This window comes from Nocardiopsis sp. CNZ308 (genome assembly GCF_004217075.1).
This window is the reverse complement of the sequence record NZ_SHKJ01000001.1, coordinates 2,431,594-2,446,355: the sequence shown is the minus strand read 5'-3', so window position 1 is coordinate 2,446,355 and position 14,762 is coordinate 2,431,594. Positions and strand designations below refer to the sequence as shown.

Annotated in this window: 12 protein-coding genes and 2 tRNA genes; 6 read left to right on the top strand and 8 right to left on the bottom strand. The window is 73.6% G+C overall.

Going from position 1 to position 14,762, the window contains the following annotated elements; genetic code table 11:
* Nucleotides 1-304 precede the first annotated feature (304 nt).
* Both EV372_RS10635 and upp read right to left on the bottom strand, forming a co-directional pair.
* Nucleotides 305-538 (bottom strand): hypothetical protein, encoded by a 234-nt coding sequence (locus tag EV372_RS10635; protein WP_019609506.1) that lies wholly within the window; start codon nt 536-538, stop codon nt 305-307.
* Between the two features lie 411 nt (nt 539-949).
* Complete coding sequence (gene upp, locus EV372_RS10630) at nt 950-1,603, bottom strand: uracil phosphoribosyltransferase (RefSeq protein ID WP_130395879.1); 654 nt, start codon at nt 1,601-1,603, stop codon at nt 950-952.
* Nucleotides 1,604-1,926: 323 nt separating this feature from the next.
* Between upp and EV372_RS10625 the strand changes: the two genes are divergently transcribed.
* The 4 genes from EV372_RS10625 (at nt 1,927) to EV372_RS10610 (ending at nt 3,534) form a co-directional block, all read left to right on the top strand.
* The gene (locus EV372_RS10625; protein WP_013155821.1) at nt 1,927-2,427 is read left to right on the top strand and encodes a tRNA adenosine deaminase-associated protein; all 501 of its coding nucleotides are present in this window, start codon (nt 1,927-1,929) and stop codon (nt 2,425-2,427) included.
* 44 nt (nt 2,428-2,471) lie between these two features.
* Nucleotides 2,472-2,960 carry a tRNA adenosine deaminase-associated protein gene (locus tag EV372_RS10620; protein WP_013155820.1) on the top strand — a complete coding sequence of 163 codons (489 nt, stop codon included), beginning with the start codon at nt 2,472-2,474 and terminating at the stop codon, nt 2,958-2,960.
* Nucleotides 2,957-3,439, top strand: a complete 483-nt coding sequence (locus EV372_RS10615; RefSeq protein ID WP_013155819.1) for a nucleoside deaminase — start codon at nt 2,957-2,959, stop codon at nt 3,437-3,439. The genes EV372_RS10620 and EV372_RS10615 overlap by 4 nt, the downstream gene beginning before the upstream one ends.
* 10 nt (nt 3,440-3,449) lie before the next feature.
* A tRNA-Ser gene (locus EV372_RS10610) sits at nt 3,450-3,534 on the top strand.
* 224 nt (nt 3,535-3,758) lie between these two features.
* Here EV372_RS10610 and EV372_RS10605 read toward each other — a convergent pair.
* Together EV372_RS10605 and EV372_RS10600 are read right to left on the bottom strand one after the other, a co-directional pair.
* Nucleotides 3,759-4,619, bottom strand: coding sequence for a substrate-binding domain-containing protein (locus EV372_RS10605; protein WP_130395878.1), 861 nt, complete (start codon nt 4,617-4,619; stop codon nt 3,759-3,761).
* The gene (locus tag EV372_RS10600; RefSeq protein WP_130395877.1) at nt 4,619-7,093 is read right to left on the bottom strand and encodes a glycoside hydrolase family 2 protein; all 2,475 of its coding nucleotides are present in this window, start codon (nt 7,091-7,093) and stop codon (nt 4,619-4,621) included. Before EV372_RS10600 ends, EV372_RS10605 begins: the two co-directional genes overlap by 1 nt.
* Nucleotides 7,094-7,265: 172 nt before the next feature.
* Between EV372_RS10600 and EV372_RS10595 the strand changes: the two genes are divergently transcribed.
* Nucleotides 7,266-9,449, top strand: coding sequence for an alpha-galactosidase (locus tag EV372_RS10595; RefSeq protein WP_130395876.1), 2,184 nt, complete (start codon nt 7,266-7,268; stop codon nt 9,447-9,449).
* Nucleotides 9,450-9,574: 125 nt separating this feature from the next.
* Nucleotides 9,575-10,828: an ROK family transcriptional regulator gene (locus EV372_RS10590; RefSeq protein WP_130395875.1), complete on the top strand. Its 1,254-nt coding sequence runs from the start codon at nt 9,575-9,577 to the stop codon at nt 10,826-10,828.
* Between the two features lie 21 nt (nt 10,829-10,849).
* Here the strand turns inward: EV372_RS10590 and EV372_RS10585 are convergent, their stop codons facing one another.
* From EV372_RS10585 to EV372_RS10570, 4 genes are all read right to left on the bottom strand, one after another.
* Nucleotides 10,850-11,392, bottom strand: a complete 543-nt coding sequence (locus tag EV372_RS10585) for a PadR family transcriptional regulator (protein WP_130395874.1) — start codon at nt 11,390-11,392, stop codon at nt 10,850-10,852.
* 38 nt (nt 11,393-11,430) lie between these two features.
* Nucleotides 11,431-12,288 carry a Rieske (2Fe-2S) protein gene (locus EV372_RS10580; RefSeq protein ID WP_130395873.1) on the bottom strand — a complete coding sequence of 286 codons (858 nt, stop codon included), beginning with the start codon at nt 12,286-12,288 and terminating at the stop codon, nt 11,431-11,433.
* A gap of 120 nt (nt 12,289-12,408) precedes the next feature.
* Nucleotides 12,409-14,418: an NADPH-dependent 2,4-dienoyl-CoA reductase gene (locus tag EV372_RS10575; RefSeq protein ID WP_130395872.1), complete on the bottom strand. Its 2,010-nt coding sequence runs from the start codon at nt 14,416-14,418 to the stop codon at nt 12,409-12,411.
* A gap of 254 nt (nt 14,419-14,672) precedes the next feature.
* Nucleotides 14,673-14,757 (bottom strand) — tRNA-Ser (locus EV372_RS10570).
* Nucleotides 14,758-14,762 lie beyond the last annotated feature (5 nt).

The window sequence follows — 14,762 nt, the reverse complement described above, 5'->3', positions numbered from 1 at the left end:
GACTCCCCTTGGAATCCACCTGACCCACCAACCCAGCAGTGATTGTCGCACCGACCATCATGCCCGTAAAGCCTGAGGCGCACCCTCGGCGTGGCGGTATGTCGGACCTTCCTCGCATGCGGGCTGTGTCCGGTTCCGGTGGTGTTGGTAACCCAGTGATTGGTGGTCCGGAATGTGGTTCAGGTCCACCGAGGACTATGACATTAAGGACACTGCTGGATATAAGGGGGTAATTCATAGCCCCCTGTCCAGGTCACCGGAGTTCGGACAGGCCGAAAACCTCGGTAGGACCTGCTCGGATTCGCTAGGACTGCTCGGCGAAGGCCAGCGCGAGCACCTGGAGGTGCTGTCGGGCGATCCGCTCCACGAGGTCGGGGGTGGCCTTGCCGGTCACGTCCTCGGCGCCGTGCCGCGCCGCGTCCACGCACCGCGTGACGGTGGAGGTGTGGTGCACCTCGGAGAACTCCTCGGCCAACCGGCTCCGCACCGGTTCGAAGCGAGAGTCGCGGGCGGTCGAGGTGGAGGGGTTCTCGGTCATCTCACTCCTTGGGGGCTACGGGGGTCGCGCTGTGTGTTCTTCCGGGATCTTTCGGTAGCCGCTGGAGGGTGGACGAAGCGTCGCGCCGGAGGAGGCGCGGGCGTGTGGCGTCAGCGGGCTGAGGAGAGGGGTCTGGGGTGAGGGGGTGTTTCGGTCCGGCTGGTCTCCGCTTACGGGCGTGCGGGAACCATCCTCGCTCCTCTCTGTTACATTACCGTCTCGAAATGAATTCGGCTAATGCAAAGCCGTGTCGGCGCTTGCGCCGGATCGCCGTGTCCACCTGGGCGAACAGGGGAGTCGGCAGCAGGCATGCCCGATTTTCGGTCGTTCATTCCTCCGGCCGCAAAAAGAGCCGAAAAAGCGCCCAACCGTGATCCGGTGGGCGCTGGGGGTGGATGGGGCGGGTGTGCCTCAGGCGCAGCCGTAGAGGCGGTCGCCCGCGTCGCCCAGGCCCGGCAGGATGAACCCCTGCTCGTTGAGCCGCTCGTCCACCGCGGCCGTCACCACGCGCAGGGTCGCGCCGTGGTCGGGGTCCAGTTCCTCGGCGAGCCGGCGCTCCACCGCGGTCAGGCCCTCGGGGGCGGCGAGCAGGCAGATCGCGGTGATGTGGTCGGCGCCCCGCTCCACCAGGAGCCTGAGCGCGGCGGCCAGGGTGCCGCCGGTGGCCAGCATCGGGTCCAGCACGTAGCACTGGCGGCCGGACAGGTCCTGCGGCAGCCGGTCGGCGTACGTGGCGGGCTGGAGGGTGTCCTCGTCGCGGGCCATCCCCAGGAAGCCGACCTCGGCGGTGGGCAGCAGGCGGGTCATCCCGTCGAGCATGCCCAGGCCCGCGCGCAGGATCGGCACCACGAGCGGCGTGGGGCGCGTCAGCTGGGTTCCGGTGGTCTCCACGAGCGGGGTCCGGATGGTGACGTCCGTCACTCGGACGTCCCGGGTCGCCTCGTAGGCGAGCAGGGTCACCAACTCGTCGGTCAGGCGCCGGAAGGTCGGGGAGTCGGTACCCACGTCGCGCAGGGTGGTCAGTTTGTGCGCGACCAGGGGGTGGTCGACGACCAGGGTTTCCAAAGCGTTCTCCGGTTGAGCTGGGACAACAAGACGGTGGCTGGGGAGGAGGCCTGCCCGAGTCTAACCGCGCGCACCCACCGGACCGGAGGCGCCGAGGGCCGCGCGGTCCCCGCTCCGGACCGGTGCGGCCGCGCGGCCGGGGCCGCCCGAGGGGCGCGGGAGCGGCGGAGGGGCAGCGGGGATCCGGTTCTCATGAGAGCGTGGTCCGGAATGACGCGGACCAAGGGGGACGGTGGCACCGGAGTGATCGTTACCATGTCACTCGCACGGGCGATCCGGGATTCCTTCGTCCGCACCGATACACCGGCCGGGTTGGGGTGACGATGACAGTGCTCGATCATGGTGACGACGACTCGGGCGACTTCGCGGCCATCGCGTACAGGGAAGAGGAGTACTGGGACGTCGACCTGCTCCCCGTGACCCTGACGCACGACCTCAAGGGGCTGATCCACGCCCTGCGCCAGCAGCCGAGCATCAGCGGCTCCCTCGGTCTGGTCTCGGTCGGCGACGACTTCTTCATCATCGTGCGCGTCTACGGTGAGGACGTCTCCCTCTTCCTGTCCGACGTGACCGCGTCCGTGGACTGGCAGGTGGCCCGGGACGTCCTGGACTACCTGGACATCGACCAGCCGGACGACGACGACCTGGACCAGGTGCTGCCCGCGGGCGACCTGTCCATCGTGGCCGACCTCGGGCTGGACGAGATGGAGCTGGGCGCCCTGGCGGGCGATCTGGACCTGTACCCCGACGAGGTGCTGGCCAGCGTGTCCGAGCGGCTGGGATTCGCCCAGTCCTTCCAGCGTGTACTGGACGGTATGGGGTAAGGACCTGCTCTAGAAGAGCATCCGGGCGGACAGGAGAGCACGCGGTGTCGACCTTCGCAGCGGTCTTCGCTCCCAACGGGAGGACGTGGCGGGGAACCGAGGTCGAACTCGGGGACGTGGACGTCATCGACGACGTCACCGAACTGATGCTCGACTTCGCGACCGATCGGGGCAGCGAGGTCTCGATCCTGCTCGTGGAGGCCGACGACGAGTGGTTCGCCATCGTGCGCGCCGACGACGACGGCGGTGAGCCGCGCGTGTACCTCTCCGACGCGCGGGTGGTGCACGACCACCCGCTGGCCTCGGTGCTGTCCGAGGCCGGAGGGCTGGGCGCGCCGCCGCCCTCCGAGAGCGCCGGAGCCCGGCCCGACCCGCGGCCCGACGGCGACGGGGGGCTGCTCTCCGACCTGGGCCTGACCGAGGAGGAGCTGCGCTCCCTGTCCGTCGGCGGCGGGGTCCTGCCCAGCGACGTCCTGGCCGTGGTGGCCGAGCGCGCGGGCTTCGCCGAGATCCTCGACGGTATGAGGCTGTGATCGGACGGGACGTCCTCGACGCCGCGCTGCGCGCGGCGATCGCCGAGGGCGAGGCCGCCCTGGAGACGGGCGACGTGCCGGTGGGCGCGGTCGTGCTGGACGCCGACGGCGCCGTCCTGGGCACCGGGCGCAACGAGCGCGAGGCCACCGGCGACCCCACCGCGCACGCCGAGGTGCTGGCGCTGCGGGCCGCCGCACGCGCGCGCGGCGAGTGGCGGCTGGGCGGCTGCACCCTGGTGGTCACCCTCGAACCCTGCACGATGTGCGCGGGCGCGACGGTGCTCTCCCGCGTGGACCGGCTGGTCTACGGCGCGAGGGACGCCAAGGCGGGAGCGGCCGGGTCGGTGTGGGACGCGGTCCGCGACCCCCGTCTCAACCACCGCCCGGAGGTCGTCCCGCCGGACCTGGTGCCGCGGGAGCTCTCGGACAGGTGCTCCGATCTCCTGAGCCGGTTTTTCGCACGGCGCCGTATCCGGTAGAGTGTCTCGCGGTGGAGTCGCCTAGTGGCCGATGGCGCCCGCCTCGAAAGCGGGTAAGGGGCAACCCTTCGAGGGTTCAAATCCCTCCTCCACCGCACGAGGTCCACGTTCACCCAGGTGAGCGCGGGACCGGTAGAGGTAGCGAGGGCCGGTTGGTCCGAGCCGACGCACGGTGTGCGCGGCACGGAGCAACCGGCCCTTCGCGTTTCCCGGACCGGCTTCCGGCGGCCGGAGCGCGGCCCCGGAGCGACATGTCGGCCTGTCGACAGGTCGCCCCGTCGACAGACCGACAAGCCGCCGTGGCGACGGGCCGGTGCGGTCACTCCCCGGCGGGCGCCGGGCCGGTGCTGCCCCGGGGCACGAAGCGCGCCGCGGGCGACCACCGCTGCGCGACGGCCGTCCCGTCGGCGCACTCCAGGGCCGACTCCGCGACCGCGACCCCGTACCGGTACACGTCCACGCTCATGGTGGTGAGCGCGGGCTCGGCCAGGCGGCACATGTTCGAGTCGTCCCAGGCCACCAGGCTCAGCTGCCCGGGGACCCGCACGCCCAGGCCGCGGGCGGCCTCCAGCCCGGCCACCGCCATCACGTCGTTGTCGTACAGGACCGCCGTCGGCGGGTCCTCCCGCTTGAGCAGCTCGGCGGTGAGCCGGGCGCCCGCCTCGTGGGAGTAGTCGCCCTCCAGGACCACCGGGGCGGGGACCCCGGCCGCCCGGCAGCCCTCCGCGAGGGCCTCCGTGCGGGCGCGTGTGTGCAGCAGCTCCACCGGCCCGCTCACCCGGGCGACGCGCCGGTGCCCCAGTTCCAGCAGGCGCTCCAGCGCCGTCCGGACCGGGGACACGTGGTCGGTCAGGACGGTGGGCGCGGCGGGGTCCGGGACCGGGCTGCCCGCCACCACGGCGGGCAGGCCCAGCTCGCGCAGCACGGCGGGGCGCTCGTCCCCCTCGATCGGGTTGACCACCACGACCGCGTCCACCAGCCGCCGCTCCGCCCACCGGCGGTAGGCGGCCAGCTCGGCCTCCCGGCCGGTCACCAGGTGCAGCAGGACCGACATGTCGCGCTCGGCCATCCGCTCCTCGATCCCGGCGATGAACTCCATGAAGAAGGGCTCGGCGCTCAGCAGGCGGCGCGGCCTGGCCAGGACCAGTCCGACCGCGCCTCCGGTCCCGGACCCGTCCATCACGCCCGCCGCGCGCGCAGGGAGTTGGCCGAGCGCAGGACGGGGGCGGCGGTCAGCGCCGTCGGGTCCACCTCCGCGTCGGTGCGCACCAGGAAGCTGTGCGTCTCCCCGGCCAGCAGGTCCACGAGCATGTCGTCCACCTCGGCGTCGGGGGCCACCCGGTCGGCCAGGACGGAGACGTCCCTGGCGAAGGACGAGGCGCGCACCTCCACCCGGTAGCCGCCCTCCACGGGCGCGGCGACGGCGGTCAGCGCGTCGGGGTCGTAGGACAGGTGGACGTCCTCGCGGAAGGGCCGCACGAGGCGGGCGTCGCGGGTCGCGGCCACGAGCACCTCCTCCTTCGCGTCCCCGGCCGCGAGCAGCTCCCGCGCCAGGTCGAACTCCGCCGCGGAACGGGGCGGCACGGCCAGCTCGATCCTAGCGGTGTGCAGCACCTCGCCCCCGAAGGTCTGGCGCTGCGCGCTGACCGGCTCCGACCAGGCCTCGTCGGTGTCGTTGACGGCCACCAGCACCAGGCGCCCGTCCCTGGGCTGGACGGTGAGCAGGCGCGGCGCGTAGGCGCGGCGCAGCCCGTACCAGAGCGGCTTGGGCCGCTCCTCGCCGTCCACGGCCGCCCAGGAGGTGACCGGCCAGCAGTCGTTGATCTGCCAGACCAGGGCGCCCGCGGTGCGCGGCCACCAGGACCGGAAGTGCTCGATGCCGAACGCCACCGCGCGGGCCTGGTTGAGCTGGGTGGCCCAGTGCCAGTCCTCGAAGTTCCTCGGCGTGGGCAGGTGGGCGGACAGGCCCCGGGCGAGCTTGCCGTTGCCGTCCTCGGCCTTCTGGTGCAGCAGGAAGGCGGGCGAGGTGGGCGTGAGGGGCTCGTCGTGCACCCAGTCGGTGAGGGTGGCCCAGGTGGGCGGGCCCTGGAAGCCGAACTCGGAGCAGAACCGGGGCACGTGGTCCTGGTAGGCCCGGTAGTCGGTCTGGTTCCACACGGTCCACTCGTGGCGCGTGCCGTGCGCCTCGTCGTTGGGGTGGACCTCCTTCGGGGCGTACCCCGGGGTGTAGGGGCTGCCGTCGGCGTAGAACCGGGTGGGGTCGAGCTCGGCCACGATGCGGGGGAAGAGGTCGGTGTAGTAGCCGTAACCCCAGGTCCGGTCCCCGAGCCGCTCCTGCCAGCCCCAGTCCATGAAGCCCCAGAGGTTCTCGTTGCCGCCGTTCCACAGCGCCAACGAGGCGTGCGAGGTCAGGCGCGCGACGTTCTCCCGGGCCTCGGCCTCGAACTCACCCCACAGCGGCTCCTCCTCGGGGTAGGCGGCGCAGGCCAGGAGGAAGTCCTGCCACACGAGGACGCCGCGCTCGTCGCAGACGTCGTAGAAGTCCTCGCTCTCGTAGACGCCGCCGCCCCACACGCGCAGCATGTTCATGTGCGCGCCGACGGCCTGGTCCACGCGCCGGGCCAGGCGCTCGCGGGTGATCCTGGTGAGGAAGTGATCGTCGGGGATCCAGTTGGCGCCCTTGACGAAGATCGGCTTGCCGTTGACCACGACGGTGAAGGGGGTGCCGTGCTCGTCGGGCGCGGTGTCCACGGTGATGGTGCGAAAGCCCACGCGGCGGTTCTCGGAGCCCAGCGGTTCGGCCCGCCCGTCCGCGGTCAGGGTGACGGACAGGTCGTACAGGGGCTGGTCGCCGTGGCCGACCGGCCACCACAGGCGGACGTCGGGCACCTCGACCACGACCACGCCGCTCTCCGCGCCGGGCGCCACGTCGGCGGTGGCCCGCACACCGGCGACCTCCGCGGACAGGACCAGGCCGGAACCGGGAGCGCTCCCGGACCACTCGACGTCGGCGTGCACCTCCACACGGCCGGTGCCGTCCTCGCCGACGGTGACCAGCGGGCGCACCTGGGCCAGGCGGGCGGTGCGCCACCGCTCCAGGCGCACGGGCTTCCAGATCCCGGCGGTCTGGAGGTCGGGCCCCCAGTCCCAGCCGAAGGAGCAGGCCATCTTGCGGACCATGTTGTACGGGTGCGTGTTGGTGTGCGGCCGCTCGCCGAGTTCCCCGCGGACCTGCTCGGCGTACTCCAGCGCGGACCGGAAGACGACCACGAGTTCGTTGGCCCCGGCGCGCAGCGCGTCGCGCACGTCGAAGCGGTACCCGCGGTGCATGTTGGCGGTGGTGCCGAGCACGGTGCCGTTGAGCTCCACGGTGGCCACCGTGTCCAGGCCGTCGAAGGCCAGGTCGACGCGCTCGCCGTCCTCGACCGCGTCCGCCTCGAACGTGAGGGAGTAGCGCCAGCCCGCGCGGTGCATCCAGGCCAGCTCGGTCTCGTTGCTGTCCAGGTAGGGCTCGGGGATCAGCCCGGCGGCCAGCAGGTCCAGGTGGGTGCTCCCCGGGACCTGGGCGGGGACGGTGCGGCCCGCGACGTTCTCCGGGACGGGCCCGCTCGTCGCGGACAGCTGCCAGCCGTCGTGCAGGGTGTGACGGATCATCTGTGCCTCTCGGGGCTTCGGGGGCGGGGACGCCCGGCGTGTCCGCGGAGCGCGCTCCGCGGGGCGTCGCGGTCGTCGTGGGGCGGCGGTCCCTCTTGCGCGAACCAGCCACTTCGGGGATTCTTACTTTTCCGAACAAAGTAAGTCAACCCTGTTCCCGACCGCGAAGGACGTGGCGTCCGTGGCATCGCACCGCCCCCTCTCCGGCGGCTCCGACCTCCCCCACCTGCGCGCCGCCGGGGCGAGCCTCCTGCTGGACCTGACCGGCCAGACCCTGCCCCGGGTCCTGCACTGGGGTTCGGACCTGGGCGACCTCTCCCGCGGGGAGCTGGACGACCTGCGCCTGGCGCTGAGCCCGCAGCCCGTCGGGTTCTCCGTGGACGGGCCGGTGGAGGTGGCCGTGCTGCCCGAGCAGTCCGCCGGCTGGCTCGGCACGCCGGGCCTGGTCGGCAACCGGGGCGGCGCCGACTTCTCCACCGCCTTCCGCGTGCGCGAGTCCGCGGTGGAGCACCGCTCCCCGGCGGGCGGGCGCCTGACCGTGCGCGCCGAGGACGACCGGGCCGGGCTCTCCCTGGACCTCGTGGTCGAGCTGACCCCCTCGGGCCTGGTCCGCCAGCGGGCCACCGTCACCAACCGGGCCGCGTCCCCCTTCGCCGTGGACGCCGTCAACCTCGTCCTCCCCGTCCCGGCCGAGGCGGTCGAGCTGCTCGACTTCGGCGGGCGCCACATGCGCGAGCGCAGCCCGCAGCGGACCGCCTTCACCCAGGGCCTGCGGGTGCGCGAGAACCGCACCGGGCGCACCGGTTACGACGCGGCCCACCTGCTGGCCGCGGGGACGCACGGCTCCGGCAACCGCTCCGGCGAGGTGTGGGCCGTGCACACGGCCTGGTCGGGCAACCACCGCACCTTCGCCGAGCGCACCTACCACGCGGTGTCCCTGCTGGGCTCGGGCGAGCTGCTGCTCTCCGGGGAGGTCGTGCTGGCCGAAGGGGAGTCCTACACCACCCCGTGGCAGTACGGCTCGCACGGGCACGGGCTGGACGAGGTCTCCGCCCGCTTCCACCGGCACCTGCGCTCGCGCCCGCACCACCCCTCCACCCCGCGTCCGGTGGTCGTCAACACCTGGGAGGCCGTGTACTTCGACCACGACCTCGACCGGCTGCGCGAGCTGGCCGACGCCGCCGCCCGCGTGGGCGCCGAGCGGTTCGTGCTCGACGACGGCTGGTTCGGCTCGCGCCGCGACGACCGGCGCGGCCTCGGCGACTGGTACGTCTCCGACGAGGTGTGGCCGGACGGGCTGGGCCCGCTCACCGACCACGTCACCGGGCTCGGCATGCAGTTCGGGCTGTGGGTGGAGCCGGAGATGGTCAACGAGGACTCCGACCTGGCCCGCGCGCACCCGGACTGGATCATGGCCGCGGGGGACCGGCTTCCCCGGCCGGCGCGCTCCCAGCAGGTGCTCGACCTGGCCCGTCCGGAGGCGTTCGCGTACGTCCTGGAGCGCCTGGACGACCTGCTGTCCGCCTACCCGATCTCCTACCTCAAGTGGGACCACAACCGGGACCTGGTCGACGCCGGGCACCGGCCGACCGGGCGGGCCGGGGTCCACGGCCAGACCCTGGCGGTGTACCGGCTGATGGACGAACTGCGCCGCCGCCACCCGGGCGTGGAGATCGAGTCCTGCTCGTCCGGCGGCGGACGGGTGGACCTGGGGGTGCTGGAGCGCACCGACCGCGTGTGGGTCTCCGACTGCATCGACGCCCTGGAGCGGCAGGACATCCAGCGATGGACCAACGCGCTCGTCCCGCTGGAGCTGATGGGCACCCACGTGGGGGCGGGCACCGCGCACACCACCGACCGCCGCCACACCGTCGACTTCCGGGCCGGGACCGCCCTGTTCGGGCACTTCGGGATCGAGTGGGACCTCACCCGTGCCGACCCCGCCGACCTGGCCCGCCTGCGGGAGTGGGTGGAGTCGTACAAGGAGCTGCGCGGCCTGCTGCACACGGGGACCGCCGTGCACGGCGACCACCCGGACCCGGCGGTCCGGGTGCACGGGGTGGTCGCCGAGGACGGGTCCGAGGCGCTCTACGCGATCGTCGCCACGGGAACCTCGGAGCTGTACCCGACCGGGCCCGTCCGGCTGCCGGGCCTGCGTCCGGAGGCGGTCTACCGGGTCCGCCCGCAGGCGCCCGGGGACGTGCCCGACGGCAACGCCCACCGGTGGGGGGTGCCGCTGCCCTGGTGGACCCCCGAGGGCGTCCGCGTCAGGGGCGGGACGCTGGAGCGCGCGGGCCTCCAGGCGCCGGTGCTCTTCCCGGAACGGCTGGTCCTGGTGCGCGCCACCCGGCTCTGAACCCGGCCGGGGGAGCCGGGTTGCCGTCCCCGCGCGCGGGCGCGACACTTGGCCCACGCCCGCCCGCCGGACGCGGAGGGGCGGGTCCCCGCGCGCGGGCGCGACGTGACCGGATGGAGGTGGCATTGGGCGGGCCGTCACGGGCGATTCCGCACACGACGAGCAGGGCGGCGGTCCTCGACGTCATCCGTGCCGCGGGCACGATCAGCCGTGTGGGACTGGTGGAGGCCACCGGGTTCACCGGTGCCACCATCTCCACCGTCGTCCGCAGGCTCATCGACGACGGCCTGGTCCTGGAGACCGGGCGCGCCGAGTCCACCGGCGGCAAGCCGCGCGTCCTGCTCCGGCTCAACCGGGAGTCGCGCTACGCCGTGGGCGTCCACATCGACCCCATCGGCATCACCTACGCCCTCATCGACCTCACCGGCGCCGTGGTCTCCAGGATGACCCGCGCCGGGGTGAACCGGGACGAGGACCCCGCCGAGACCACCTCCCGCATGTCCCGGCAGGTGGACGCCCTGGTGGAGGGCGCCGGGGTGGACCGCGGACGGGTGCTCGGCGTCGGACTGGTCTCCCCGACCGGCGGGCTCCACCGCCACCCCTCGCTGCGGCACTGGGCCGACTACCCCGCGGCCGAGGAACTGGAGGGCGCGGTCGGCCTGCCCGTGGTCCCCGGCAACGACGCGACCGCCGCCGCCCTCGGCGAGTACTGGTCCGGCGTGGTCGGCGGGTCGTCCATCTTCGCCGCCGTGTACATGGCCACCGGCGTCGGCGCCGGGGTCCTGGTCAACGGCATCCCCTACCACGGGGCCAGCGGCAACGCCGGAGAGGTCGGGCACGTGTGCCTGGACGTGGACGGGCCGGTGTGCTGGTGCGGCGGACGCGGGTGCGCCGAGGCGGTCGCCGGTCCGGCCGCCGTCGTGGCGGCCGCCCGTGCCGACGGGGAGCTCGCCCGCACCGCCGGCCTCACCGGGGAGGGCGGCCCGGTCCGGCCTTCGGTGGGCGCGGAGTTCACCGCCGTGGTCCGCGCGGCCCGCCTGGGCCAGCCCACCGCCCGCGCCCTGTTGGACCGCTCCGCCCGCCACCTGGCCGTGGCGGTCCGCACGATGGCCAACCTGATGGACCTGGACCTGCTGGTGCTGACCGGTCCGAGCCTGGCCGCGGCGGGGTCGGTCTACCTGCCCGTCATCCAGGAGGAGCTGGACCGGGCCTTCTTCGCCCGCGCCGCCCACCCGGTCGAGGTGCGCATGTCCACGTCGGCCGCGACCGCGCCCGCCATCGGCGCGGCGGCCATGGTCCTACAGGGCCAACTGGTTCCGCTGCGCCCCGGGCTGCGCCTGCCCGAGAACCTGTCGGAGTCCGGGGCGGACTGGGACTGAGAGCCCGGCGGGCCGACGCGGTCAGGCGTCCGGGGCGCCCTCCAGCTCCTCGACGGCGCGGGTCAGCCACGCCACCCACCCGGCCTCCACGTCGATGCCGCCGAGCAGCACCAGGCGCTGGACCCGCTCCCGTTCGGTGACGGGCCCGTCCGGGTAGTCGCGCCGCTCGAACCCTCGGTACTCCTCCAGCCGCAGCAGGTGCAGGTCGCGGTGGCGGCGCAGTTCCGGGACCAGACCGCGCACGCCCACCACCCCGGCGGCGCGCAGCCGCAGCGGCAGCGGGTCGCGGGAGGCCCTGGGGTCCTCGCGCAGGTCCACCCAGCGCTCCAGCTCCTCCCGTCCCGCGGGCAGCACCTCGTACTCCTTGCGCCCTCCGCGGGTCGGCCCGTCCGCCGCCAGCGCCCGGATCAGCGCCGCCCGCTCCAGCTTGCCCAGCTCCCGGTAGATCTGCTGGTGGGTGGCCGACCAGAAGTACCCGATCGAGCGGTCGAAGCGCCGGGCCAGCTCCAGGCCGGACGAGGGCTTCTCCAGCAGGGCGGTCAGGATGGCGTGGGGCAGGGACATGGGCGCATTCTAGGCAGCGTCGCGGAAGCCGCGTTCCGTCACGGGGCGGACTCGGGCAGGCGGACCATCACCCGGCCCTCCACGACCGACGCCTCCAGGACCTGCGGCGGAGCGGTCGCGGGTCCGTGGACCACCGTTCCGTCGTCCAGGCGGAACTCGCTGCCGTGCCAGGGGCAGCGCACGCACCCGTCCACCCGCTCGCCCTCTGCCAGGGGCGCGCCCATGTGCGGACACGTGCCCAGCATCGCGCTCACGGAGCCGCCCGTCCGCGCCACCAGGACCGGGACGCCCGCCACGTCGCCCCCGCCGAGCCCGCCGTCGTCGAACCCGTCCAGCGGGCCGAGGTCGTGCCAGCCCTCGGGCAGCAGGTCGACCAGGTGGTCGGCGCTGTTGGCGCCCGCCGACCGGTAGTAGGCCATGTGCCCGCCCAGGGACCCGCTCAGGCCGACCATGCCCACGCCGACCAGCGCCAGGAGCCTCCCCCAGCCCTGGCGGCCGCGGGCCCGCGCCAGCGAGGAGGCGCCGAACAGCAGAGTGCCGACGCCGTTGGTCGCCGCGTGGACCACGCCCACGCGCTGCTGGCGCTCGTGCTGCTGCGACCAGTCCGCCAGGCCGCTCACCACGGCGGGCAGGGTCGTGACCAGCCCGGCGTTGACCAGCGCGTGCGCGCTGCGCCGGTGGTCCCCGGGCAGCGAGTCCAGCAGGACCGCCGCCATCCACGTACCGAGGGGCAGCTGCACCAGGATCGGATGGACGGGGTGGCCGAGCTGGACCCCGTGCAGCATGTCGCGGACGGTGCCGGACGGGATCCGTTCGGCCAGGCTCTTCATGCTGGAGACCGCGGGGTCGAGCTGCTCGTCGCGTTCGATCCGGCGGATGCGTTCACCGATTCTCATGGTGGTGCGGCTACCCGGAGCGCGCGCGTGTCACTCACGGGAACCGGAGCCGCGCGGAACCTTGAACCCGGCTTTCCCCGGCCTTCCCGGGCCCTTGCGCCGGGGAGGCCGGGGCGGGCGTCACAGCGCGGCGGCCAGGCGGGTGCCCTGGTCGATCGCCCGCTTGGCGTCGAGCTCGGCCGCCTCGTCGGCGCCGCCGATCAGGTGGACCGCGCGGCCCGAGGCGGTCAGCTCGTCGGCGAGGTCACGGAGCGGCTCCTGGCCCGCGCACACCACGACGGTGTCCACGTCGAGAACGCGCTTCTCCCCGTCGACGGTCAGGTGCAGGCCCTCGTCGTCGATCCGGTCGTACTCGGCCCCCGCGACCGTCTCCACGCCGCGGTGGCGCAGCTCCAACCGGTGGATCCACCCCGTGGTCCTGCCCAGGCCCGCGCCGACCTTGCCGGCCCTGCGCTGGACCAGGTGCACGGTGCGCGGCGACGCCGGACGCCGGGGCTCGCCGAGGCCGCCCCTGGAAGCGGGGTCGGTGTCCACGCCCCACCTGCGCAGGAACTCCCCGGTGTCGACGTCGCCCCCGCCGTCGGTGAGGAAGGCGGCCACGTCGAAGCCGATGCCGCCCGCGCCGATGACCGCCACGCGCTCGCCGACCTCGACGTTCCCGCGCAGGACGTCCGCGTAGCCCACCACCTTGGGGTGGTCCACGCCCGGGATCCCCGGCACGCGCGGGGTGACGCCGGTGGCGAGCACGACCTCGTCGTAGCCCTCCAGGTCGGCGGCCCCCACCCGGGCGCCCAGCCGCACGTCCACCCCGTGCCGGTCGAGCTGGACCCGGTAGTAGCGCAGGGTCTCGTCGAACTCCCGCTTGCCCGGCACGCGGCGGGCCAGGTTCAGCTGGCCGCCGATCTCCCCGGCCGCGTCGAACAGCGTGACCTCGTGCCCTCGCTCGGCGGCGGACACGGAGAAGGCGAGCCCGGCGGGTCCGGCGCCCACGACGGCCACCCTCCTGCGCAGGCGGGTGGGGGAGAGCACGAGTTCGGTCTCGTGGCAGGCGCGCGGGTTCACCAGGCAGGAGCTGGTCTTCAGACTGAACGTGTGGTCCAGGCAGGCCTGGTTGCAGCCGATGCAGGTGTTGATCTGCTCGGGGGTACCCGCCGCGGCCTTGGCGACGAAGTCGGGGTCGGCCAGGAAGGGGCGGGCCAGGGAGACCATGTCGGCGTCGCCCCCGGCCAGGATCGCCTCGGCCACCTCGGGGGTGTTGATGCGGTTGACCGCGACGAGCGGCACGGACACCTGGCCCCGGAGCCTGCGGGTCACCCAGCTGTAGGCGCCGCGCGGGACGGACGTGGCGATGGTGGGGATGCGCGCCTCGTGCCAGCCGATGCCGGTGTTGATGATGGTCGCCCCGGCCTCCTCCACGGCCTTCGCCAGCCGGACCACCTCGTCGAACGTGGAGCCGCCGGGCACCAGGTCGAGCATGGACAGCCGGTAGACCACGATGAAGTCGGGGCCGACGCGTTCGCGCACGCGCCGCACGATCTCCACGGGGAAGCGCATGCGGTTCTCGAAGGAGCCGCCCCAGTCGTCCTCGCGCCTGTTGGTGGCCTGGGCGACGAACTGGTTGATCAGGTACCCCTCGGAGCCCATGATCTCCACGCCGTCGTACCCGGCGTGCCTGGCCAGTTCGGCGGAGCGGGCGAAGTCCTCGATGGTGCGCTCGACCTCGTCGCCGGTGAGCGCCCGGGGCGTGAAGGCACTGATGGGGGCCTGGACCGCGCTCGGCGCCACGGCGTCCTCATTGAAGGCGTAGCGGCCGGTGTGCAGGATCTGCATGGCGATGCGCCCGCCCTCGCGGTGCACCGCCGAGGTGACCACGCGGTGCTCCTCGGCCTCCGCCTCGGTGGTCATCTTCGCGGCGCCCTTGTAGGTGGCGCCCTCGGGGTTGGGGGCGATGCCGCCGGTGACGATGAGGCCGACGCCGCCCCGGGCGCGCTCGGCGTAGAAGGCGGCCATCCGCTCGAAGCCGCCCGGCGCCTCCTCCAGGCCCAGGTGCATGGAGCCCATGACCACGCGGTTGGCGAGGGTGGTGAAGCCCAGGTCCAGCGGTTCCAGCAGGTGGGGGTAGTCGCCCATGTCGTCTCCTCGCGCGGTGCCTCGCGGGCCTGTGTCCGGCCGGCCCGCACTCATTATGCAACAAGTTGCAAAAAGGGTCGCGGGCGCACCTCGCGTACCGGGGGAGCGGGGCCGGGCCGCCCTGGAGCGGGAGGCCGCGGGGGACCTGCGGGAGGAGGGCGATCCCGATCCTGAACAGGCCGACTGGGCCTAGGGGCGACGAAGGCCCCGACCGGTGTCCGGTCGGGGCCTTGCGTTTCGGCTGCTAGCCGCCGCGGAGGATAGGGGATTCGAACCCCTGAGGCGTTGCCACCAACACGCTTTCCAAGCGTGCGCCCTAGGCCACTAGGCGAATCCTCCGCGAA

Coding starts and splice junctions, on each gene's coding strand:
- EV372_RS10585 (WP_130395874.1), bottom strand. CDS start 11,392: ATGTCCCTGCCCCACGCCATCCTGACCGCCCTGCTGGAGAAGCCCTCG.
- EV372_RS10575 (WP_130395872.1), bottom strand. CDS start 14,418: ATGGGCGACTACCCCCACCTGCTGGAACCGCTGGACCTGGGCTTCACC.
- EV372_RS10625 (WP_013155821.1), top strand. CDS start 1,927: ATGACAGTGCTCGATCATGGTGACGACGACTCGGGCGACTTCGCGGCC.
- EV372_RS10580 (WP_130395873.1), bottom strand. CDS start 12,288: ATGAGAATCGGTGAACGCATCCGCCGGATCGAACGCGACGAGCAGCTC.
- EV372_RS10600 (WP_130395877.1), bottom strand. CDS start 7,093: ATGATCCGTCACACCCTGCACGACGGCTGGCAGCTGTCCGCGACGAGC.
- EV372_RS10605 (WP_130395878.1), bottom strand. CDS start 4,619: ATGGACGGGTCCGGGACCGGAGGCGCGGTCGGACTGGTCCTGGCCAGG.
- EV372_RS10635 (WP_019609506.1), bottom strand. CDS start 538: ATGACCGAGAACCCCTCCACCTCGACCGCCCGCGACTCTCGCTTCGAA.